Source organism: Pseudomonas sp. RIT778 (assembly GCF_019718735.1).
Taxonomy (GTDB): Bacteria; Pseudomonadota; Gammaproteobacteria; order Pseudomonadales; family Pseudomonadaceae; genus Aquipseudomonas; species Aquipseudomonas aphyarum.
Map to the genome: position 1 here is coordinate 1 of NZ_JAIHBA010000055.1, position 20,901 is coordinate 20,901.

16 protein-coding genes are annotated in these 20,901 nt (G+C 61.6%); 9 read left to right on the forward strand and 7 right to left on the reverse strand.

What is annotated here, in order from left to right; translation table 11 throughout:
- The 3 genes from K5E37_RS28100 to K5E37_RS28110 form a co-directional block, all read right to left on the reverse strand.
- Positions 1 to 4,976 (reverse strand): filamentous hemagglutinin N-terminal domain-containing protein (locus tag K5E37_RS28100; protein WP_221535710.1); only part of this gene is annotated, 4,976 nt, incomplete at its 3' end.
- Between the two features lie 24 nt (positions 4,977 to 5,000).
- Positions 5,001 to 6,707, reverse strand: coding sequence for a ShlB/FhaC/HecB family hemolysin secretion/activation protein (locus K5E37_RS28105; RefSeq protein WP_221535711.1), 1,707 nt, complete (start codon positions 6,705 to 6,707; stop codon positions 5,001 to 5,003).
- Between the two features lie 151 nt (positions 6,708 to 6,858).
- Positions 6,859 to 7,308 carry a helix-turn-helix domain-containing protein gene (locus K5E37_RS28110; RefSeq protein WP_221535712.1) on the reverse strand — a complete coding sequence of 150 codons (450 nt, stop codon included), beginning with the start codon at positions 7,306 to 7,308 and terminating at the stop codon, positions 6,859 to 6,861.
- 181 nt (positions 7,309 to 7,489) lie between these two features.
- Here K5E37_RS28110 and K5E37_RS28115 point away from each other — a divergent pair, with 181 nt between their 5' ends.
- The 6 genes from K5E37_RS28115 (at position 7,490) to K5E37_RS28140 (ending at position 13,905) form a co-directional block, all read left to right on the forward strand.
- Positions 7,490 to 8,308 (forward strand): alpha/beta fold hydrolase, encoded by an 819-nt coding sequence (locus K5E37_RS28115; protein WP_085603006.1) that lies wholly within the window; start codon positions 7,490 to 7,492, stop codon positions 8,306 to 8,308.
- A gap of 259 nt (positions 8,309 to 8,567) precedes the next feature.
- On the forward strand, positions 8,568 to 9,875 hold the full coding sequence (locus K5E37_RS28120; RefSeq protein ID WP_085603004.1) for an NAD(P)/FAD-dependent oxidoreductase: 1,308 nt from the start codon (positions 8,568 to 8,570) through the stop codon (positions 9,873 to 9,875).
- Between the two features lie 58 nt (positions 9,876 to 9,933).
- A complete protein-coding gene (locus tag K5E37_RS28125; protein ID WP_007950460.1) occupies positions 9,934 to 10,350 on the forward strand; it encodes a RidA family protein in 417 nt (138 codons plus the stop codon).
- A gap of 27 nt (positions 10,351 to 10,377) precedes the next feature.
- Complete coding sequence (locus K5E37_RS28130) at positions 10,378 to 11,055, forward strand: DUF1028 domain-containing protein (RefSeq protein WP_221535713.1); 678 nt, start codon at positions 10,378 to 10,380, stop codon at positions 11,053 to 11,055.
- Positions 11,052 to 12,200, forward strand: a complete 1,149-nt coding sequence (gene argE, locus K5E37_RS28135) for an acetylornithine deacetylase (RefSeq protein WP_221535714.1) — start codon at positions 11,052 to 11,054, stop codon at positions 12,198 to 12,200. The genes K5E37_RS28130 and argE overlap by 4 nt, the downstream gene beginning before the upstream one ends.
- A gap of 289 nt (positions 12,201 to 12,489) precedes the next feature.
- Positions 12,490 to 13,905, forward strand: coding sequence for a cytosine permease (locus K5E37_RS28140; RefSeq protein ID WP_221535715.1), 1,416 nt, complete (start codon positions 12,490 to 12,492; stop codon positions 13,903 to 13,905).
- A gap of 70 nt (positions 13,906 to 13,975) precedes the next feature.
- Here the strand turns inward: K5E37_RS28140 and K5E37_RS28145 are convergent, their stop codons facing one another.
- Positions 13,976 to 14,473 (reverse strand): helix-turn-helix domain-containing protein, encoded by a 498-nt coding sequence (locus K5E37_RS28145; RefSeq protein WP_207983034.1) that lies wholly within the window; start codon positions 14,471 to 14,473, stop codon positions 13,976 to 13,978.
- Between the two features lie 99 nt (positions 14,474 to 14,572).
- On the opposite strand from K5E37_RS28145, the gene K5E37_RS28150 reads away from it, so the two are divergent.
- The gene (locus tag K5E37_RS28150) at positions 14,573 to 15,211 is read left to right on the forward strand and encodes an isochorismatase family cysteine hydrolase (protein ID WP_221535716.1); all 639 of its coding nucleotides are present in this window, start codon (positions 14,573 to 14,575) and stop codon (positions 15,209 to 15,211) included.
- Positions 15,208 to 16,773 (forward strand): aldehyde dehydrogenase (NADP(+)), encoded by a 1,566-nt coding sequence (locus K5E37_RS28155; RefSeq protein ID WP_221535717.1) that lies wholly within the window; start codon positions 15,208 to 15,210, stop codon positions 16,771 to 16,773. The genes K5E37_RS28150 and K5E37_RS28155 overlap by 4 nt, the downstream gene beginning before the upstream one ends.
- Before the next feature lie 45 nt (positions 16,774 to 16,818).
- Here K5E37_RS28155 and K5E37_RS28160 read toward each other — a convergent pair whose 3' ends face one another.
- Together K5E37_RS28160 and ptrR are read right to left on the reverse strand one after the other, a co-directional pair.
- On the reverse strand, positions 16,819 to 17,481 hold the full coding sequence (locus tag K5E37_RS28160) for a M24 family metallopeptidase (protein ID WP_221535718.1): 663 nt from the start codon (positions 17,479 to 17,481) through the stop codon (positions 16,819 to 16,821).
- Between the two features lie 88 nt (positions 17,482 to 17,569).
- Positions 17,570 to 18,451: a putrescine utilization regulator PtrR gene (gene ptrR / locus K5E37_RS28165; RefSeq protein WP_221535725.1), complete on the reverse strand. Its 882-nt coding sequence runs from the start codon at positions 18,449 to 18,451 to the stop codon at positions 17,570 to 17,572.
- Between the two features lie 103 nt (positions 18,452 to 18,554).
- Here ptrR and K5E37_RS28170 point away from each other — a divergent pair, with 103 nt between their 5' ends.
- Complete coding sequence (locus tag K5E37_RS28170) at positions 18,555 to 19,946, forward strand: aldehyde dehydrogenase family protein (RefSeq protein ID WP_221535719.1); 1,392 nt, start codon at positions 18,555 to 18,557, stop codon at positions 19,944 to 19,946.
- A gap of 120 nt (positions 19,947 to 20,066) precedes the next feature.
- Here the strand turns inward: K5E37_RS28170 and K5E37_RS28175 are convergent, their stop codons facing one another.
- Complete coding sequence (locus tag K5E37_RS28175) at positions 20,067 to 20,897, reverse strand: oxidoreductase (RefSeq protein WP_085602985.1); 831 nt, start codon at positions 20,895 to 20,897, stop codon at positions 20,067 to 20,069.
- Positions 20,898 to 20,901 lie beyond the last annotated feature (4 nt).

Below are 20,901 nucleotides of genomic sequence, written 5' to 3' on the forward strand. Positions count from 1 at the left end.
AGCTCCGGGTTGGTTTCGATCAGGTAACGGCTCTGCGGATTCGAGCTCTGCACGAACATGCCGTACGGGCCTTTCGGCAGACGGAATGTCGAGGACGCCGTCGGATCCACAGCGGCAAACGGCACGCCTTTGAAGTCGACAGGCACGAAGCTGATCTGCTTCACGCCATCGGCGTCCACGCGCTCGATCCGGGTGACGTCTTTCGGCGCCTGGGCGCTGGCGTCGGTGCTGTGCTTGCCCAGGTTGATGTTGATGCCGCCGACCGAGGTCGTCTGATCGCTGGAGAGCTTGCCGGTCAGTTGATCGTAGGTGTTGTCGTAGAGCGTGCCGTTCTGGATGCTGTGAGCGACGTCCAGTTTGACTTTGCCACCGGCCTGGAGCACCGCCGAATAGACGTTGTTGCCGTTTTCATCCCAAGTGGTGACGTCACTCATCTGCGAAAAGCGTGAGTCGCTGGAGCGGCTGACCAGTTCGTTGAAGCGCTCCTCGTCGAAGTTGCCCGCAGCGGTTGCCGCGTTGAAGGCCGGGATGTCGGTGAACTCCATCTTGTCCCAGAGGCTGTTGTCGATGTGCCCGGGAGTACCGATCTTCACCACCCGATGGCCCGAGCGCGACACGGCCCCCTGATTCAGCAGACTGTCGGCAGACACGGTCAGATCGCCGTTCGCGGCCAGCAGGCTGTAGCGGTTCTCGACGTTATTGGCATGAATGGTGAGGTTCTTGCCAGCGACAAACCGTGCTGCGCGAGAGTCCTTCAAGACCTGGTCGTTGAAATCGGTGGTGATGGTGATAGTGCCGCGCTTCCAGCCGTCACCGCCGCCGCAATGCTGGCCACACACCCAGCTCAGGCTGCCGGACGACTGCCCCGAGGTGATTTCAAATTCGGCCTTGGAGTTTTCAAACGAAACGGCGTTGATGTCGATGTCACCTTCACCTTCGAGGGTGCCCGACAGATTGCTGAACGATGAGGCCCGGCCACCGCCCACCGCGTCGAATGTCAGCTTGCCGCGGCTGTAGATATCGCCATAGAAGTTGCTCAGGCTGTTGCCGTGCAGTTCCATCGTGCCGCCGCTGAACAGCAGCGTGTCAGGGCCGTTGCTGATGCCGTTGGTGGCATTGAACAGAAGATTGCCTTGTGCGCCCAACGTGCCTTTGTTGTCGATCCGCGCAGCGGAGACCGTAAGGTTCTGGTTGGCAATCAGTCGACCCAGGTTGTCGAGCGTGCCGCTCAGCGTCAGCTCGGTGTCGCCACCGCTGACCAGACGACCATCCCGCTGAATCAGGTCGTTGGCGCCGATAACCAGTTTTTGTTTGGCGGACACCCGTCCGCTGTTGATCAGGTTGCCACCCAGGCTCAGCGTAAGGTCACCGTCACTGGCCAGTTCGCCGGCATTTTCCAGGCTTGCAACATTCAGTTTGAGTGCCGAGGCACTGGCAATACGATCCCCGGCGTTGAGTGTCAGACCCTGCGTGCTGGTGTAGGTCAGGCCGCCGTTCAATTGCCAGGTGCCCACGCCATTGACCGAAGCGATATCCCAAACGCCTTTGCCCAGGCCGGTGAGACTGCCTTGAGCGCCGGTCAGGTTGCTCAGATCCAGATCAAACAGCCCTTGAGCCGCGTGACGAACGCTGCCGCTGAGGTTGTTGAGCTGGGCGCCGGCAAGTTCCAGATCCTGGCTGCCGATCTCGATGACGCCGTTCTGGTTGTTCAGGTTGCCAGTCAGTTTGATCTGGCTGGACGCTCCGCCCAGTGCACGAATCTGCCCGCCAGCGCTGTTGTTCAGTTGGCCGCCGATCAGTTTCAGGTCCGTCGCCGACTCGATCAGTCCGCCCTGATTGAGAATCTGACTGACCGCTTCGAGGCCCAGTCGATTGCCGCTGATCTCACCGCCCGCGTTGTCCAGGCTGGAGCCATCGAAAACGACCTGGTCTTTGCCGAAGATCTTGCCGGCGCGGTTGGTCAGACGTGTCACCGTCAACTTCAAATCGCCCAGCAGGCTGGAGATCAAACCGGCCTTGCCGTTGACTGCGCTGTTGTCGAGCTCGGCGCTGGTGATGTCGAGGGTGTCGGCCTGTAGCGTACCGCCCTGGTTCTGCAGGTTGCCGGCGCCGAGCGCGAGTTCTGCGTGGCTGCCATTGGCGAGGATTGCACCCTGCTGATTCAGCACGGTGCTGCCGACGATTTTCAGACCATCGCTGCCCGCAATGATCTGGCCCGCGTCACGGTTGTCGATGGACGTACTGGTGATGTCCAGACGCTGGCCGCGCAATGTGCCGCCGTGATTGTCGAGTTCGACCAGTTGTTCGAGCAGCAGGCGCTGCTCAGCGGCGTCGACCACGCCCGTGACGTTATTGAAGACCCCGGCGATTTTCAGCGTAATGTCACCGCCCGTGCCGACGATGCCGCCCTTGTCGCTGTTGTTCAGTTCGGTCGCGTTGACTTCAATGGTTTTGCCCAGCAGGACACCGGCACGGTTGTCGACCGTGTCGCTTTCGATGTACAGGTCAGCGTCGCTCTGGATCCGGCCCTTTTGATTGAGCAGTTGCGACTGACCGGCAACGGTTTGCTTGAGAATCAGCCGAGCGCCGTCAACACCCGCCGCCAACAGACCGCCCTCGCCGTTATCGAGGCTGGCGGCTTGCAGGTCGAGGCGATCGCCGATCACCCGCCCGCCACGGTTGTCGATGTGGCCATTGCGAGCGACCAACAGCAACTGTTGCGCAGCCACCACACCCTTGCGGTTGTCGACACTGCCGGCGTGAACATCCACGTCACCCTGGCTGGCTTGCAATCGACCCAAGGCATTGTTCAGGTGCTTGTTGACGACCAGCGTGAGCTTGCCGGTCTCGGCGCTGATCGCGCCTTTGTCATTGCTGGTGAGATTGTCCAGCGTCGCATCGACTACACCGCCGAGCAGTTGGCCGTTGGTGTTGTCCAGATCACGGACGGTCAGGTTCAGGGTCGTGTTGCCCTGAATCAGGCCCTGAGTGTTGTCCAGGTCTTCGCTGGCCAGCACGCTGTCATCGGATGAGATCGTGCCTTGGGTGTTGTCGAGTTTGCCGCGACTGGTCAACCCGAGGGTTTTGCCGGTCAGGCTGGCATTGCGGTTGTCGATGCTCTGGGCAGCGATGCTCAAGCGTTTCGATGCCTGAACCTTGCCGTCGTGGTTGTCGAGATCCTGATCCAGCGTCAGATCGACATTGCCGTTTTCGGCACTGATGACACCCTTGCTGCTGTTGTCCAGCCGAGTGCCGGTGATCCGAATCGAATCGGCGGCCAACGTACCGCCCTGATTGAGCAGCTCCGCGCCCGATACGACGAGGTCGGTTTTTGCCTGGATCTTGCCTTTGCCGTTGTCCAGACGCTCGCGGGCGACAACCTTGGTTGCGCTTTGGCTGGCAGCAATCAGGCCGCCAGCGTTGTCGAGTTGTCGGGTATCGATATCCAGACGTCCGGCGATGATTTTGCCGTCGTCGTTATGCAACGCCCGTGCATTGAGTTTCAGGCTGCCGCCGGCGATTTCAATCCGGCCTTTGCGGTTGTCCAGATTGTCGACGGAGAGTGTTGCCGCCTGGCCATCGGCGAAGCGGATCAAGCCGCTGAGGTTGACGATGGCCGGGACATTGAAAGCAAGGCTGGTTTCGCCGTAGATCCGCGCACCAGTACCTTGGTTGACCAGGCGAGTGGTGCTCAGCGCGACGTTTTTGGCCTGAACGATACCGTTCTGGTTATCGAACAAACCTGCGATATTGGCGCTCAGCGAGCGACTGGCCAACACACTGCCACGGTTGCTCACGGTGCCGCTGTTGAGGGTGAGATCGCCATTGCTGTTGCGGCTGTTGTCCGCATTCACCCCGGCCTCGATCACGCCGGCATTGACCAGTTTGCCGCCACTGGTCAGGCGAACGCTGTCCCTGGCAGCAAGGCTTTGCTGGTTGACCAGATCCTGTGCGGTTTGCACCGCCAGTTGCGTGCCCGCGTAAACGGACTGCTGGGCTTCGAGACCCTTGGCTTTGATGTCGACCGCATTGCTGGCCGTGACTTTGGCCAGCGTCAGTTGGCCATTGGCGTCAATCTGGATATCACCGGCGCTGGCCGCCAGTTCGCCTGCCAGTTTCACGCCGACACCGGCCTCGGTCCCGACCAGTTTGATTGCCCCGGCGTACATCCCGCCGAGCGCCGAAGAGTCGATCGCCAGCTGCGGCTTGGCGCTGCCGTCATCGGCACGCGCGGTGGCGTTCAGCGTTTCGGCGTTTACATCGTTGCGACCGGTGGTGATGTTCAGGCGTTTGGCGTGGATCTGCGCGTTGATCTGCGCACTGCGGGTAATGATTTCGAAGCTGTCGACGGCGCTGGCATCCAGACCTTTGCCATCGATGGAAACGCTGCCCTGATCGACCTGGAAACGATCCAGCCGACCCGCGCCATCGAGTACCGGTTTACCGGTGGTCAAGGTCACACGCGGTGTATTGATGAATCCGCACCCGTTGCAACTGATGCCGTACGGGTTGGCCACGATCACCCGGGCAGACTGCCCCGCCACTTCGGTGTAACCGCGCAACTGGCTCGGACTGCCACCGTTGACTTCGTTGAGGATGGTTTGCGCAGCCGCTGCACGCAGGTTCGGGTTACCTAGAATGATCCCGCCCATCTGCGTCAGCTGAGTACGACTGGTCGCGTTGTTGAGGATCAGGCCTTGGGCGTCCACGTTGTAATCGTGGAACTGGTTGTGCGACAGCCCTGCGCCGTTGGGCGTGGCAATGTTGATGATCGGCACGCCGTTGCCCGCCCGGTCGAGCGTGGTGCCGGGCGCGCTGACCACAATTCCGTCTGCCTGCGCCCACATCGGCTGCCAGAACATGACGTTGGCCAGCAGGAACGCCAGGCCGCGTTTGGGCATGCCCCAGAAGCGTTCGCGTTTTTTTACGGCAGCAGAAGGCTGACTGGCCAGAAAAGCCAGGTGGCGAATGTCCATATTAGAATCTCGGAGCAGGCAGAATTAGATAAAGAAATCCAGGCGGAAATAGATCGGCGCTTCGCGCTCGGTCAGTGCGGCCGGTCGTTCCAGGGAATGGGCAAAAGTCACACTGGCTGCCACGTGTTCGCCACGCGCAAACAGCTCCAGCGAGTTGCTCGACATGCGCCCGTGCTGGTCGCCGTTGTAGCGGTCGCCACGGATCACGCCCTGGTCGTAGCCGAGGCTGGTGCCGTACTCGGCGAACACCGGTCGCAGCCATTCGGCGCTCACCGGGCGCGCCCAGCGCAGGTCGTTGCGCCAGTAGCCGCCGCTGTCGCCGGACAACGACTGATCCTTGTAGCCACGGATCGACGACAGCCCGCCTAGACTGGTGCGTTGTGGGCTGAACAACACGTCTTCACTGCGCTGACCGGTCATCAGGCTGCTGAAGGTGAAGGACTCGCCCCACACTTTGAATGGCTGCAGATAGCTCAGGGTCGCGGTGTATTTGCGGTAGCGCGCGTCCGGCTCGCCGGGGCCCGGGTCGTGGCTGCCCTGAGCGTCGAATGCACCGATGCCTTCCTGCATGCCGGCGTCGAAGTTGACGAAGGCGCTGCCGATACGACGTCCGTGGTTGAAGCCGAACTGCGCTTCGCTGATGCGGTTGCTGCTCAGCTTGAGCTTGCTGTCTTCGATGAAGTTGTTGGTGCGCAGATATGAAAGTCCGGCGCTGAGGGAGGTCTTGCTGACCGAGTCGCGGTGGATCACCCGCTCGGCGCGCAGCTGATGGTTTTCGCTGTCACCGGTCTGCTTGAAATTGAAGCCGCTGGCGGCGATCAGCGAGCGGTATTCGCTCTGGCTGTAGGTGTAGCTGAAATTCCACCAGCCCCACGGCACGTTGTAGTTGAGCATCGCGTTGTTGGAGGTGTGCTGGTGATCAGACATCGCATCGTGACCGCCGCGCAAACTAAACTGATCGGCCAGACCCAACGGACTGTCCCAATCGAACGTGGTGCCCCACTGCTGTTCACCGGTGCTGCGCTGGCCGTCGTTGCTGCGCGACAGGCCTGCGCGCCAAGGCTTTTGCGCCGCGTTGTTGACCAGCACGTCGCTGCCGCCGACGTTCTTGCCCGGAGACAATTCCATCCTGGCCTGATTGGACGGCAGTCGATTGAGCTGATCGACCATCTGCTCGATCTCGCGCAGGTTGACCAGTTCGCCGGCCTTGCCGGGAAAGGCCATCGACAACTCACGCTCAGAGAGTTTGCTGTTGTCGGCGCCTTTCAAGCCTTCAAGTTTGCCTTCGACCACCAGCACTTTCAGGTGCCCGGCAGACAGATCCTGCTGCGGCAGATAGGCACGGCTGGTCACCAATCCCTTCTCGATGTAGTGGTCGGTAATGGTCTTGAGCAGTTCATTGAGCTGCGCCACGCCCAGGCACTGGCCGATGTACGGTTTGAGCAGACGCGCCTTGTCACTGTCCGACAGGCTGTCGGCGCCTTTGAGCTCGATGTCCTTGATCGGGAAACAACGGGTGTCGGTCGGCGTCACCGGTTGAACTGGCCTGGCTTCCTTGCCCGGCAGGTCTTTGAGTTCTTCGATGCGACGGCGCTGCTCGTCGAGCAGTCGATCCTGGCGTTCACGGATCAGGTCGGTTTCACCAGGAGTAGGTGCAGCAAATACAGCGTTAAGCGGAGACAGGCACAGCAAAGCCAGGCACAACCTCGCCCCAAGGGCGGGTGAGTACATGTTCGATCCCTCGAGACGGAAACTGATATCAAAATAGTGGCGCGATAGTAATGAGCCACTATTCTGACGTCAATTTTTGTTATTACTAAATGTGTATTGCCGACCAGCGGCATCAGTAAATGTCATCCGGGACCTGCTTTTCAGTTTCCTCTCAGTGCTCAACCGCCAGTTTCGTCGCCACATCGTCCGGCGCCAGCACCCGACCATCGGCCGACAGCAACTCAAGCTTCCTGATCGGCTGACGCTTTTGCGCATCCACCATCACCGACCCCGGCTCGCCAGGCTCGAACATGAATTCCCCGCCCCACTGCGACAACGCAACGATCACGGTTTGCAACGCTCGCCCCTTTTCCGTCAGCACGTATTCCTTGTAAGCGCTGCCATCGGACGCCGGCACCAGGCACAGGATGTCGCGTTCCACCAGCCCTTTGAGCCGGGTGCTCAACATGTTCTTGGCAATCTCCAGGCTCTTCTCGAAATCGCTGAAACGACTGATGCCTTCCAGCGCATCGCGGATGATCAGCAACGACCACCAGTCACCGATCAGGTCGAGTGTGCGGGCGATCGGGCAGGCATTGCCCGCAAGGCTTTTGCGCTTCATTTGGGGTGTCTCCGGCAAAACGGCAGGTTCGATGCGGTTGCATCTTACAACTCATGTCGCCAAACCGTTAACGCGTGCGCCACGAAACTTAGCACCTGCGTACAAGTGGCCAATGCCCTTTGTCGCGATAGTGAACGCTGCCATCACGGCATCCACGCAGGCCCACACCCAAGGAGTTTTCATGAGCACGTTCACGACCCAAGACGGCACCGAGATCTATTTCAAGGACTGGGGCAGCGGCAAGCCCGTGCTGTTCAGCCACGGCTGGCCGCTGGATGGCGACATGTGGGAATACCAGATGGAGTACCTGAGCAGCCGCGGCTATCGCACCATCGCCTTTGACCGTCGTGGTTTCGGTCGTTCCGAGCAACCGTGGACCGGCTACGACTACGACACTTTCGCCGACGACATCGCGCAGCTGATCGAGCACCTGGATCTGCGTGACGTGACCCTGGTCGGCTTCTCCATGGGTGGCGGCGATGTCAGCCGCTACATCGCGCGCCACGGCAGCGAGCGCGTCGCTGGGCTGGTGTTGCTGGGCGCGGTGACGCCGCTTTTCGGCAAGAAACCGGACTTTGCCGAAGGCGTCGACAAGTCGGTGTTCGACGGAATCAAGGCCGGCCTGCTGAAGGATCGCGCGCAGTTCATCGCTGACTTCAACGCCCCGTTCTACGGCACCAATCAGGGTCAGAAAGTCTCCGATGGCGTGCTGACCCAAACCCTGAACATCGCGCTGCTGGCCTCGCTCAAAGGCACCGTGGATTGCGTCACCGCCTTCTCGGAAACCGACTTCCGCCCGGACATGGCGAAAATCGATGTGCCGACGCTGGTGATTCACGGTGATGGCGATCAGATTGTCCCGTTCGAAACCACCGGCAAACAAGCGGCTGCGCAGATCAAGGGCGCCGAGCTGAAAGTCTACGCAGGCGCACCGCACGGCTTTGCGGTGACCCATGCGCAGCAATTGAATGAAGACCTGCTGGCGTTTCTCGATCGCTGAGTCCTTGTGATCTGAACACGCCTTGAAAAGGGCCGTCGACTACCCTGTCGGCGGTCCTTTTTTTTGTTGTCCCGGATTCCGGTGCCAAGGTGATGCCCCGTATTTACGGGGCTTTCAGGCCTCTGCATCACGTTTTTATCTTCACATGCCAGCTTAATAATATTTTACCGATAACCCCCCCCTCCCTAGTCTGATCCCAAGCACAGAGAACAGGTCGACAGCGACCTGAATCCAACGGCCTCGTGAGAAGGGATCAGAGATGACCACTGAAATAATAAAAACAGACACGCTTGTTGTCGGCGCCGGTCAAGCGGGTGTGGCCATGAGTGAACACCTGAGCAAACTCGGTGTGCCGCACCTGGTGCTGGAGCGCAACCGCGTTGCCGAACGCTGGCGCACCGGGCGCTGGGACTCGCTGGTGGCCAACGGTCCGGCGTGGCACGACCGATTTCCGGGGATGGAATTCGACGACGTCGATCCGGACGGTTTCGCCCACAAAGAACGTGTCGCCGATTACTTCGAAGCCTATGCGAAGAAATTCAACGCGCCGATCCGCACCGGCGTCGATGTGAAAAGCGTGGTGCGTAATGTGGGGCGCCCGGGCTTCACCGTCGAGACCTCCGAAGGCGTGATCGAAGCGGCCCGCGTCGTCGCTGCAACAGGTCCGTTCCAGCGTCCGGTGATCCCGGCGATTGCGCCGAAAGATGAGCGTCTGCTGCAGATCCACTCGGCCGACTATCGCAACCCGCAACAACTGCCGGCCGGCGCAGTGCTGGTGGTCGGTGCCGGTTCGTCGGGCGTACAGATTGCCGATGAATTGCAGCGCTCGGGCAAGCAGGTTTACCTCTCGGTCGGCGCTCACGATCGCCCTCCTCGCGCTTACCGCAACCGTGATTTCTGCTGGTGGCTGGGCGTACTCGGCGAGTGGGACCAGGCCGCGATGAAACCCGGCCGCGAGCACGTGACCATCGCCGTCAGCGGCGCCCACGGTGGCCGTACTATCGACTTCCGTGGTCTGGCCCATCGCGGCATGACCCTGGTCGGCGTCACCGAATCGTTCAGCGACGGCGTGGTGACCTTCAAACAGGACCTGCGCGACAACCTCAAGCGTGGCGACGAGAACTACCTCGCGCTGCTGGATGCCGCCGACGCCTACATCGAACGCAACGGCCTCGATCTGCCGCTGGAACCGGAGGCCCGCGAAACGTATCCGGATCCTGAATGCGTGAAAAACCCGCTGGCCGATCTCGATCTGGCCGCCGCCGGCATCACTTCGATCATATGGGCCACCGGGTTTGCCGTGGACTATTCGTGGCTGAAAGTTGCCGCGTTCGACGACAACGGCAAGCCGCAGCACCAGCGCGGCGTGTCCAGCGAAGCGGGCGTGTATTTCCTCGGTCTGCCGTGGCAGTCGCGACGCGGCTCGTCGTTCATCTGGGGTGTGTGGCACGACGCCAAGCACGTGGCCGATCACATCGCCACCCAGCGCAAATACCTGGCCTATCGCGATGCCGAACAACGCGAAGCCGCGCTGCACAACAACGCTGTCGACACCGTCGACGCTTGATTTCCTTCTTCAATCCCGGCGCCCGTCGCGCCGGGTCCGATTTCGTCAGGAGCCGCACATGAGTCAGCCAACCCACACCCGCATTCGCATGTTCAACACCAAGGACACTTACCCGAACCAGACCCTGGATAACGACCTGTGCCAGGCCGTACGCGCCGGCAACACCGTGTATGTCCGTGGTCAGGTCGGCACCAATTTCGATGGTGAGCTGGTCGGCCTCGGCGACCCGCGCGCGCAGACCGAACAGGCCATGCGCAACGTCAAGCAACTGCTCGAAGAGGCCGGCAGCGACCTGAGCCATATCGTCAAGACCACCACTTACCTGATCGACCCGCGCTACCGCGAGCCGGTGTACCAGGAAGTCGGCAAATGGTTGAAAGGCGTGTTCCCGATCTCCACCGGGCTGGTGGTGTCGGCTCTGGGTCAGCCGCAGTGGCTGATGGAAATTGATGTGGTTGCGGTGATTCCCGAGTAATTCGACCTTAGCGAAAGGAGGCCACACATGACATTTTCCATCGCCGCCCGTTGCCCCGAAACCGGTCAGTTCGGCATCGCCATCAGCTCCTCCAGCATCGCCGTCGGCGCCCGTTGCCCGTGGCTGTTGCCGGGCGTCGGCGCGGTGTCGAGCCAGAACATCACCCTGCCGTCGCTCGGCCCGGAAGTGCTCGCCTTGATGGAGCAAGGCCTGGCGCCCGAGGCGGCGCTGGACAAGGTGCTGACCTGCAACGGCTACAGTCAGTACCGGCAGATCACGGCCATCAACCACCTCGGCCAGACCGCGCATTTCAGCGGCGCGCAGACCCTCGGCGTGCACAACGCCGTGTCAGGCGAACAATGCGTGGCGGCGGGCAACATGCTCGCCGGGCGCTCGGTGATCGAAGCCATGGTCAGCGCGTTCGAAGAAGGCGAAGGTCAATTGGCCGATCGCCTGATCAACGCCCTGCACGCCGCTCAGGCCCTGGGCGGTGAAGCAGGCCCGGTGCATTCGGCAGCCGTGGTCGTGGTCGGTGAACTGACCTGGCCCATCGTCAACCTGCGGGTGGACTGGGCCGATGAAGACCCGATCGGCCAATTGCAGAAACTCTGGGACGCCTATCGCCCGCAGCTTCAGGACTACATCGACCGCGCCCTCGACCCGGCCAAGGCGCCGGGTTACGGGGTTGCCGGAGACGACCGATGAGCGACAGCGTCGCGTTGCTCAAGACGCTGGTGGGGTTCGACACCACCAGCCGCGAGTCCAACCTGCAATTGATCGACTTCGTGCGCAGCTACCTCGAAAGTTTCGATGTGCCGTGCGAGCTGATCTACAACGATGAGCGCAGCAAGGCCAACCTGTTCGCCACGATTGGCCCGGCCGATCAGCCGGGCATCGTGCTGTCGGGGCACACCGATGTGGTGCCCGTCGATGGTCAGCCATGGACGCTGCCGCCGTTCGAACTCAGCGAGCGCGACGGCAAGCTTTACGGTCGCGGCACGGCGGACATGAAAGGCTACATCGCCTGCGTGCTGGCGCTGGTGCCGTCGTTGCTCGAAGCACCGCTGCGCATGCCAGTGCACATTGCCCTGTCCTACGACGAAGAGGTCGGCTGCCTCGGCGTGCGCTCGCTGCTCAAGGTGCTGGAGCAGCGTCCGGTCAAACCGTTGCTGTGCATCATCGGCGAGCCGACCGAACTCAAACCGGTACTCGGGCACAAGGGCAAGCTGGCGATGCGCTGCGATGTCCAGGGTCACGCCTGTCACTCGGCCTACGCGCCACTTGGAGTGAACGCCATCGAATGCGCCGCCGAGCTGATCGGCGAGCTGGGACGCATCGGTCGGCAACTCAAGGATGAACACTTCGATCCGCGTTTCGACCCGCCGTACTCCACGGTGCAAACCGGCGTGATCAACGGTGGCAAGGCGCTGAACATTGTTCCCGCCGATTGCCGTTTCGACTTCGAAATCCGCGCCCTGCCCTCGCAGGATCCGGCGCTTGTCGCCCAACAACTCAAGGCCTACGCCGAGCAGCAAATGCTGCCGCGCATGCGGGCAGTCAACGAGCAGAGCGATATTCGGTTCAGCGAATTGTCGGCGTATCCGGGGCTGGCGACGGATGCCCGAAGCCAGGCTGCGGAACTGATCGCCACGTTCTGTGGCTCGGACGATTTCGGCACTGTTGCGTTTGGGACCGAAGGCGGACTGTTTGATGCGGTGGGGATTCCCACGGTGGTGTGCGGTCCCGGCAGCATGGATCAGGGCCACAAGCCGGACGAGTTCGTCAGCGTCGATCAGCTCACGGCCTGCGATGAGATGCTGCAACGAATGCTGGCTTCGATTCGCCTCTGAAAAAACCGGTCTGGCTGCTGGACTCAACCCGCAGCCAAGCCACAGGTTCACCGACAGACAGCTGCTCCGATGGAGATCAGCTGCGTTGTCGTTCATGGCGCTAAAACACTTGAGACAGAGCGTTTTCAACTGACCGGAGAGCCTCGTTTTTTTAACGCCTGAAGCAACAAAACTACTAATTTATCTCTCCCCTTTCCTTGCCCATGATCAACCCCAACAAGAAATGCGCCGTCCGTGCCGGCGCTCACTGAAGTACGTCCACGTACTCGTCCTTGCCTTGGAGTTCGTCATGGCCACCTCTGCAACAACGTCCGCACCGCTCATTGAGAAACACACGATCGGCTATGTGCCGCCCGAAGATCGCCACGGAAAGGTTCGGGATCTGTTCACCCTCTGGTTTGGCGGCAATATCGCGCCGTTGCCCATCGTCACCGGCGCCCTCGGCGTGCAGTTGTTTCACCTGAACCTGGTGTGGGGCATCGTCGCCATTCTGGTCGGCCATCTGGTCGGCGGTGTGTTGATGGCGCTGCACTCGGCGCAGGGCCCGCAGATGGGCATTCCGCAGATGATCCAGAGCCGCGCGCAGTTCGGCTCCCTCGGCGCGCTGCTGGTGGTGTTAATCGCCGGCGTCATGTACATCGGTTTCTTCGCCTCCAACATCGTGCTCGCCGGCAAGTCGCTGCATGGCGTGGTCGACAGCGTTCCGGTGCCGGTCGGCATCGTCATCGGCGCGCTGGGTTCGGGGATCATCGGGATCATCGGTTACCGCTTCATCCACGTGCTCAACCGCATCGGCACCTGGGTGCTGGGAATCGGCATCGTGGTCGGTTTCGGTTACATCCTCACCCACATCCAGACCGATGATTTCCTCACTCGCGGCAGCTTCAACATCTCGGGCTGGCTCGCCACCGTGTCGCTGGCGGCGCTGTGGCAGATCGCGTTTGCGCCTTACGTGTCGGACTACTCGCGTTACCTGCCGGCGAATGTGCCGGTGGCGGCGACCTTCTGGACGACCTATCTGGGATCGGCGCTGGGTTCGAGCCTGTCGTTCGTGTTCGGCGCGGTCGCCGTACTGGCAACCCCGGTGGGCATGGACACCATGGACGCGGTGAAACTCGCCACCGGCGCCATCGGCCCGTTGATGCTGGTGCTGTTCCTGCTCAGCGTGATCAGCCACAACGCCCTCAACCTGTACGGCGCAGTGCTGTCGCTGATCACGCTGGTGCAGACCTTTGCCTACCGCTGGATTCCGACCGCCAAGAGCCGCGCCGTGATTTCGATCATCGTCCTGCTGGCCTGCTGCTTCGCTGCGGTCGGCGCTTCGGCAGACTTCATCGGCCACTTCGTCGACATGGTGCTGGTGTTGCTGGTGGTGTTGGTGCCGTGGACCGCGATCAACCTGATCGACTTCTACGCCATCCACAAAGGCCAGTACGACATCGGCTCGATCTTCCAGGTCGATGGCGGCATCTACGGCCGTTACAACCCGCAGGCCTTGCTGGCTTACGCGATCGGTATCGCGGTGCAGGTTCCGTTCATGAACACGCCGCTGTACGTCGGCCCGGTGTCGGCACACATCAACGGCGCGGACCTGTCCTGGCTGGTTGGCCTGCTGGTGACCTCGCCGCTGTATTTCTGGCTGGCGACCCGTGACAGTGCTTATCGTCGGCGGCTGACCTCCGGAAAGCTGGTGAACAATCTGTAAGTCATCCGTTTTGCGCTGATACACGAAGGCCCTCGAAAGTGAGGGCCTTTTTTGCGTTGGCTGGAATCGCCTATTTCGCCTTGAACGCCTCACGCCGCGCCTGTCGTTCCGCGGCGTACGCCTCTTGCGGCTGGCTGATCAGATCCTCACGGCGCAACACCTCACCGCAGTGATCGCACAACGGCCCGAGGCCGGCGCTGTGGTTGCAATTCTTGTGGGTCATGTTCACCGCCAGCCCTTCCTCCGGCGACTTGCACCAGGTCTCGCCCCAGGCGCGTAACGCAATCACCACCGGGTAAAACGCCTCGCCCTTCGCGGTGAGGTGGTACTCGTAGCGTTTCGGCCGCTCGTTGTACAAGCGGCGCTCGACCAGCCCGTCCGCCTCCAGGCTTTTCAGACGGGCGGCGACCATCTGCGGCGTACCGCCGGTCTGGGCCAGGATCTCGTCGTAGCGATGGCTGCCCATGAACAATTCGCGCAAAACCAGCACCGTCCAGCGGTCGCCGACGATCGACTCGGCCCGGGAAATCGGGCACAGCGTGTCGGGAAGACTATCGTTTACAGCCATCAGGGCTTGCCTCTTTCACAGTTACTATGATTATCATATCAACACGATGCGGGAACAAGCCCTGAGCATCGATCACTCTCATTGCCGGAGTACATCGTCATGTCGAAACCTCTCTATCCGCTCGACAGAACCGCCTACCTGCTGGTCGATCCGTACAACGATTTTCTTTCGGACGGCGGCAAGATCTTTCCGCTGATCAAGCCGATGGCCGAGCAGAACGGTCTGCTCGACAACCTGCGCAAACTCGATCGCGCCGTGCGGGCCCTGCCAATTCCGGTCGTCATCGTACCGCATCACCGCTGGGTCAAAGGCGACTACGAGAACTGGGATCACCCAACCCCGACCCAACAAAAGATCATGCACATGCACCACTTCGCGCGCGGCGAATGGGGCGGTGAATGGCACCCGGATTTCGCGCCGAAGGACGGCGACATCGTGGTTCAGGAACACTGGGGCTCCAGCGGTTTCGCCAACACCGACCTGGATTTTCGCCTGAAACAGCAAGGCATCACCCACGTGATCATCGTCGGCCTGCTGGCCAACACCTGCATCGAAGCCACCGCGCGCTATGCATCGGAACTCGGCTATCACGTCACGCTGGTGCGCGACGCCACTGCCGCGTTCAAAGAGGAAATGATGCACGCCGCCCACGAACTCAACGGCCCGACCTTCGCCCATGTCATCACCACCACAGACGAACTGATCGCCACTCTTCAGTCCCAGGGTGAAGCGAAATGAGTCTGACCGGCCACCTGCTGATCGGCGCCGCTGACGTGCACGCCACCGAGGGCACGATGAAGGCGCTGAATCCGGCAACCAATACGCTGATCGAACCGGAATTCGCCTTCGGCGGTGCGACGCAGGTCGATCAGGCGGCAACCCTCGCCGATGCGGCCTTCGACAGCTACAGCCACACCTCGCTGGCCGAACGCGCGGCGTTTCTGGAAAGCATCGCCGACAATCTCGACGCCGTCCGTGAGGAACTGGCCGCCCGTGCGGCGCTGGAAACCGGCCTGCCTCAGGCGCAGCTCGAAGGCGAAGCCGCCCGGGCCGCGACCCAGTTCCGTCAGTTCGCCGAGGTGGTGCGCAAGGGGCGCTTTCTGCAACTGGCGATCGACCCGGCGCAACCTGATCGCCAGCCGCGACCACGGATGGATCATCGCCTGCAGAAAGTCGCCATCGGCCCGGTGGCGATCTTCGGTGCGAGCAATTTTCCGATCTCCTATTCGGTGGCCGGCGGCGACACCGCATCGGCACTCGCGGCCGGTGCGACGGTGATTCTCAAGGCCCATAACGCGCATCCCGGCGCCTCGGAAATTCAGGCTCGCGCTATTCGTAAAGCGGTGCAGACGCATGGCCTGCACGAGGGTGTTTTTTCGATGGTGCGCGGTGGCGGCAATGCCATCGGTGAGGCGCTGGTCGATCATCCTTTGATTAAAGCGGTGACGTTCACCGGTTCAGAGCTGGGCGGCATGGCGCTTTATCGTCGCGCGCAGTTGCGGCCTGATCCGATTCCGGTTTTCACCGAAATGACCAGCGTCAATCCGACGTTCATTTTGCCCGCAGCGCTGTCCGCACGTGGCGGCGAAATCGGCGATGGCTTTGTCGAGCGGATGCTGGTGAATGTCGGGCAAGCCTGTCTGTGTCCGTCGATCCTGATCGCGGTCGAGGGTGAAGGTCTGCAAGCGCTGCGCAGCGCCATGATCAAGCGGGTCAGCGAAGCGCCGGCGCGCACGATGCTGACGCCGGGGATTCACGGTTCATACGTCAAGGGGCTGGTGGCAATGGAAAGCGTGGGGGCGAATCTGGTGGCGGTCGGCGCGCCGTCGGATGGCCAGTTTGAGGGCCGCTCGGCGTTGCTGGAAGTCGGTGGCCAGCACTTTCTCAACGAAACCGCGCTGGCCCATGAAGTGTTCGGCCCGGCTGCACTGCTGGTGACGGTCAGCGATGAGGAAGAGCTGCTGGCAGTTGCCCGTTCGTTCAAGGGTCAGCTCAGCGCAGCCATTCACCTTGAAGATCGCGATCTGGATCTGGCCCGGCGTCTGCTGCCGATCCTCGAACGCCGCACCGGACGCATCGTGGTCAACGCCTTCGCCCATCCGCAGGAAGTGACCTTCGCCACCGTACACGGCGGGCCGTTCCCGGCCACCTCAGACAGTCGCTTCACCTCGGTCGGCATGACGTCAATCGAGCGTTTCTTGCGGCCGGTGGCGTATCAGGGCTTTCCCGATGCGTTGCTGCCGGAGGTGTTGCGCGACGGTAATCCGCTCGACCTGCCCCGCAGCATCGACGGCCAATAAAAAATGCCCGGTTCGGCGAATCTCCGAACCGGGCAAGCTATTCAATCAAATGAGCAGGTCTTCATAGAAAGCACCGTACGGAAGCTCGGGGTGTTCGATCTGGATTTCCAGAATCCACACACCGGCATTCGGAGCCTGATCGAAGTCACCCAGATTGCCACCCCGATAAATCGCGTGAGGGAAATCGCTGACCCGGTGGCCCTTGATGTCCAGATTCAGCTTCCAGCCCATCGTCTCGGCCTGATCGGTGGCGTAACGGTACAGTTCGACACCGGTTACGCCCTTACGCCAGAAGACTTCGACCTTGTCGAAGAGGTCTTTGGAGGCCGCCGCGCAGGCAATCATCTGCGGATCGGAACCGGTGACATACGTCGCCCCGGCATCGCCTTCGTGACCTTCCCAGACCACGCCCATGTCGATGAAGAAAATGTCGTTCTCGCCCAGCACCGGATCGCCGTCGGAACGTTCCTTGAAAGTCTTCAGCGTGTTGGCGCCGAAGCGGATCAACAGCGGATGCCAGATCCGGTCCATGCCCAGTTCAACGAGGATTTCCTTGCCCCGTGCATGGGCTTCCGACTCGCGCATCCCGGGTTTGATCGCCTTGGCGATCTCGTCCACGGCCTTCCAGGTCAACTGCTGGGCGTGGCGCATGGTTTCCAGCACAAAACGCTCACCTACCGCTTCTTTTCCGCTCAGGGCTGTGGTCATCGCTGATTCCTTCTGGCTAATCGTTAGCGCTGTATAGTTTTTTATATTGCGAAACAGGACGCCTAAGATACAACCATGACACAACGTGTCAATTCTCTTCTGCGCGCACCACACCGCGCTCTTTCAGCAAGCGCACAAACATGCTCAGACTGCGCGAAACCGTGCCCCGCCGCCATACCAGCCACGTCGTCAGATAGCGGAAATCCGACGCTAGCGGCCAGACACTTACCGTCGCGCAACCGGGCATGCTCTGCAGCATGCTGCGCGGCATCAAAGCCAGGCCGGCACCCGCACTGACGCAGGCGAGCATGCCGTGATAGGACTCCATTTCAAAAATCTTGCCCGGCACCGCAGCATCGGTGCTGAACCATTTTTCGAAGTGATGGCGATAGGAGCAGTTCGAGCGGAACGCATAGATGTTCTCGCCGTTCACATCCGCAGCACGCTGGATCGGCCCGTGATGAAGCGGCGAGATGATGACCATTTCCTCTTCGAACGCCGGGATGCCTTCCAGCGCCGGGTGCAAAACAGGGCCGTCGATGAACGCGGCCGCCAGTCGCCCGGAAAGCACACCGTCGATCATCGTCCCGGACGGCCCGGTCGACAGGTCCAGATCGACTTTGGGATGTTGCTGGTTATAGGTCGCCAGCAATCCGGGAATGCGCACAGCCGCCGTGCTTTCCAGCGACCCCAGCGGGAACGCGCCCTGCGGTTCCTCGCCGGCCACCGTGGCTCGCGCTTCTTGCACCAGGTCGAGAATCCGTCGCGCGTACTCGAGAAAGCTCCAGCCGGCCGGCGACAGGCGCAAGCGGCTTTTCTCGCGAATGAACAGGTCGACGCCCAGGTCTTCCTCCAACTGCTTGATGCGGGTCGTCAGGTTCGACGGCACGCGATGGATCTGCGCCGCCGCCGCGCTGATGCTGCCGTGCTCGGCAACGGCCTTGAAGATTTCCAGTTGCACCAGATCCACAGCCATTCTCCAATCGTGAAAGAAACGCTCTTTATTATTCAGTTTCCAGAAACCAAACGCCACCCTACTCTGAGCGCATCCACTGACCTCGCAGGACGATGCCATGAGCCCGATTTCCAGCCAGACCCACGCCATCTCGATCAACCCCGCCACCGGCGAGCAGATCGGTCACTACGCCTTCGAATCCGCCGAAGCTCTCGACGCCGCGCTGACCCGCGCCGCATTCGGCTTCAACAAGTGGAAACGCAAACCGCTGCAGGATCGCTCCCGCGCCCTGACCGCCCTGGCCGGTGCGCTGCGTGACAGCAGCGAAGACATGGCGACCATGATCACCCGGGAAATGGGCAAGCCGATCGCCCAGGCCCGTGGTGAAATCGAGAAATGCGCCAAGCTCTGCGAGTGGTACGCCGAACACGGCCCGGCCATGCTCAACGCCGAAGCGACGCCGGTCGAAGGCGGCAAGGCGCGCATCGAGTACCGCCCACTCGGCCCGATCCTCGCCGTGATGCCGTGGAACTTCCCGATCTGGCAAGTGCTGCGCGGTGCAGTCCCGGCGCTGATCGCCGGCAACACCTACGTGCTCAAGCATGCGCCGAACGTGATGGGCAGCGCCTATCTGTTGCGCGACGCCTTCACCCGCGCCGGTTTTGCCGATGGCGTGTTCGAAGTGATCAACGTCACCCCGGAAGGCGTGTCCACCGCCATTGCTGACCCGCGCATTGCTGCCGTGACCCTGACCGGCAGCGTCCGCGCCGGCATGGCCATCGGCGCACAGGCCGGTGCCGCGCTGAAGAAATGCGTGCTGGAACTGGGCGGCTCCGACCCGTTCATCGTGCTCAACGACGCCGATATCGACGAAGCCGTGCAAGCCGCAGTCATCGGTCGTTACCAGAACTCTGGCCAGGTCTGCGCCGCCGCCAAACGCTTGATCATCGAAGAAGGCGTGGTCGAAGAATTCACCCGCAAATTCGTCGAAGCCACCCGCCAGTTAAAGATGGGCGATCCGTTGTCCGCCGACAACTACATCGGCCCGATGGCCCGTTTCGATCTGCGTGACGAACTGGATCAACAAGTGCGCGACACCCTGGAAGAAGGCGCCACCCTGCTGCTCGGCGGCGGCAAAGGCCAAGGGCCGGGCAACTACTACGAGCCAACCGTACTGGCCGATGTCACCGACCGCATGACTTCGTTCAAGCAGGAACTGTTCGGCCCGGTGGCCTCGATCATCACCGCCCGCGATTGCGCTCACGCCGTGGCACTGGCCAACGACAGCGAGTTCGGTCTGACTGCCACGATCTACACCGCCAACGTCGCCCTGGCCCAGCAACTGACCAGCGAACTGGAAACCGGCGGCGTGTTCATCAACGGCTACTCCGCCAGCGACCCGCGCGTGACCTTCGGCGGCGTGAAGAAAAGCGGTTTCGGCCGTGAGCTGTCGCACTTCGGCGTTCGCGAGTTCTGCAATGCGCAGACGGTGTGGCTGGATCGCCGTTGATCCGGTCGATCCGATAAACCCTGTGGGAGCGGGCTTGCCCGCGAAGAGGGAGTGTCAGTCTCCGTTTAAGGTGCCTGACACTCCGCCTTCGCGGGCAAGCCCGCTCCCACAGGTTTTGTGTCAGTCCTTGAAATCCGTGGACAGCGCCAGCTCATTCCACTCGGCCAACTCCTGCGCCACCAAGCGGTTCTTCGCTTCGATCCGCGCAATCGTGTCGCTGCCCAGCGCCAGCCGCTGCGGCGGGTTCGGTGCGTTGACCAGCGCCAGCATCGCTTCGGCAAACTTCAGCGGATCACCCGGTTGTGCATGGTTGGCCGCTTCGGCAAACGTGCGCATCTTGCCGACGGTTTCGTCGTAATCCGGCAGCACCAGTGCGGTCTTGATCAGCGATTGCTCGTCGAGGAAGTCGGTGCGGAAGAAGCCCGGTTCGACCACCGTGGCATGGATGCCCAGAGGCGCCAGTTCCTGATGCAGGGCTTCGCTGATGCCTTCCACCGCGAACTTGGTCGAGCCGTAGACGCCCCAGCCCATGTAAGCCTGATAACCGCCAATCGACGAGATATTGATGACCCGTCCGCTACGCTGGGCGCGCATATGTGGCAGCACGGCGCGGGTGACGTTGAGCAGACCGAACACGTTGGTGGCGAACAGGCGCTCGGTTTCGCTGGCGCTGGTTTCTTCAACGGCGCCCAACACGCCGAAGCCGGCATTGTTGATCAGCACGTCGATACGGCCGAAGCGCTTGATGCCTGCAGCCACCGCTTGGTGGGCTTCTTCTTCGCGGGTGACATCGAGGCGCACCGCCAGCAGGTTCGGGTGATCGCCGAGGCGGTCGGTGATGTCTTGCGGGTTGCGGGCGGTGGCAATCACCGCGTCACCGGCACGCAGGGCCTGTTCAGCGATAAGGGTGCCAAAACCACGGGAAGCTCCGGTAATGAGCCAGGTACGCATATCA

What these genes read in the sequence shown, in the direction of transcription:
- K5E37_RS28105 (WP_221535711.1), bottom strand. Translation starts at nt 6,707, where the DNA reads ATGTACTCACCCGCCCTTGGGGCGAGGTTGTGCCTGGCTTTGCTGTGC.
- K5E37_RS28110 (WP_221535712.1), bottom strand. Translation starts at nt 7,308, where the DNA reads ATGAAGCGCAAAAGCCTTGCGGGCAATGCCTGCCCGATCGCCCGCACA.
- K5E37_RS28115 (WP_085603006.1), top strand. Translation starts at nt 7,490, where the DNA reads ATGAGCACGTTCACGACCCAAGACGGCACCGAGATCTATTTCAAGGAC.
- K5E37_RS28120 (WP_085603004.1), top strand. Translation starts at nt 8,568, where the DNA reads ATGACCACTGAAATAATAAAAACAGACACGCTTGTTGTCGGCGCCGGT.
- K5E37_RS28125 (WP_007950460.1), top strand. Translation starts at nt 9,934, where the DNA reads ATGAGTCAGCCAACCCACACCCGCATTCGCATGTTCAACACCAAGGAC.
- K5E37_RS28130 (WP_221535713.1), top strand. Translation starts at nt 10,378, where the DNA reads ATGACATTTTCCATCGCCGCCCGTTGCCCCGAAACCGGTCAGTTCGGC.
- argE (WP_221535714.1), top strand. Translation starts at nt 11,052, where the DNA reads ATGAGCGACAGCGTCGCGTTGCTCAAGACGCTGGTGGGGTTCGACACC.
- K5E37_RS28140 (WP_221535715.1), top strand. Translation starts at nt 12,490, where the DNA reads ATGGCCACCTCTGCAACAACGTCCGCACCGCTCATTGAGAAACACACG.
- K5E37_RS28145 (WP_207983034.1), bottom strand. Translation starts at nt 14,473, where the DNA reads ATGGCTGTAAACGATAGTCTTCCCGACACGCTGTGCCCGATTTCCCGG.
- K5E37_RS28150 (WP_221535716.1), top strand. Translation starts at nt 14,573, where the DNA reads ATGTCGAAACCTCTCTATCCGCTCGACAGAACCGCCTACCTGCTGGTC.
- K5E37_RS28155 (WP_221535717.1), top strand. Translation starts at nt 15,208, where the DNA reads ATGAGTCTGACCGGCCACCTGCTGATCGGCGCCGCTGACGTGCACGCC.
- K5E37_RS28160 (WP_221535718.1), bottom strand. Translation starts at nt 17,481, where the DNA reads ATGACCACAGCCCTGAGCGGAAAAGAAGCGGTAGGTGAGCGTTTTGTG.
- K5E37_RS28170 (WP_221535719.1), top strand. Translation starts at nt 18,555, where the DNA reads ATGAGCCCGATTTCCAGCCAGACCCACGCCATCTCGATCAACCCCGCC.
- K5E37_RS28175 (WP_085602985.1), bottom strand. Translation starts at nt 20,897, where the DNA reads ATGCGTACCTGGCTCATTACCGGAGCTTCCCGTGGTTTTGGCACCCTT.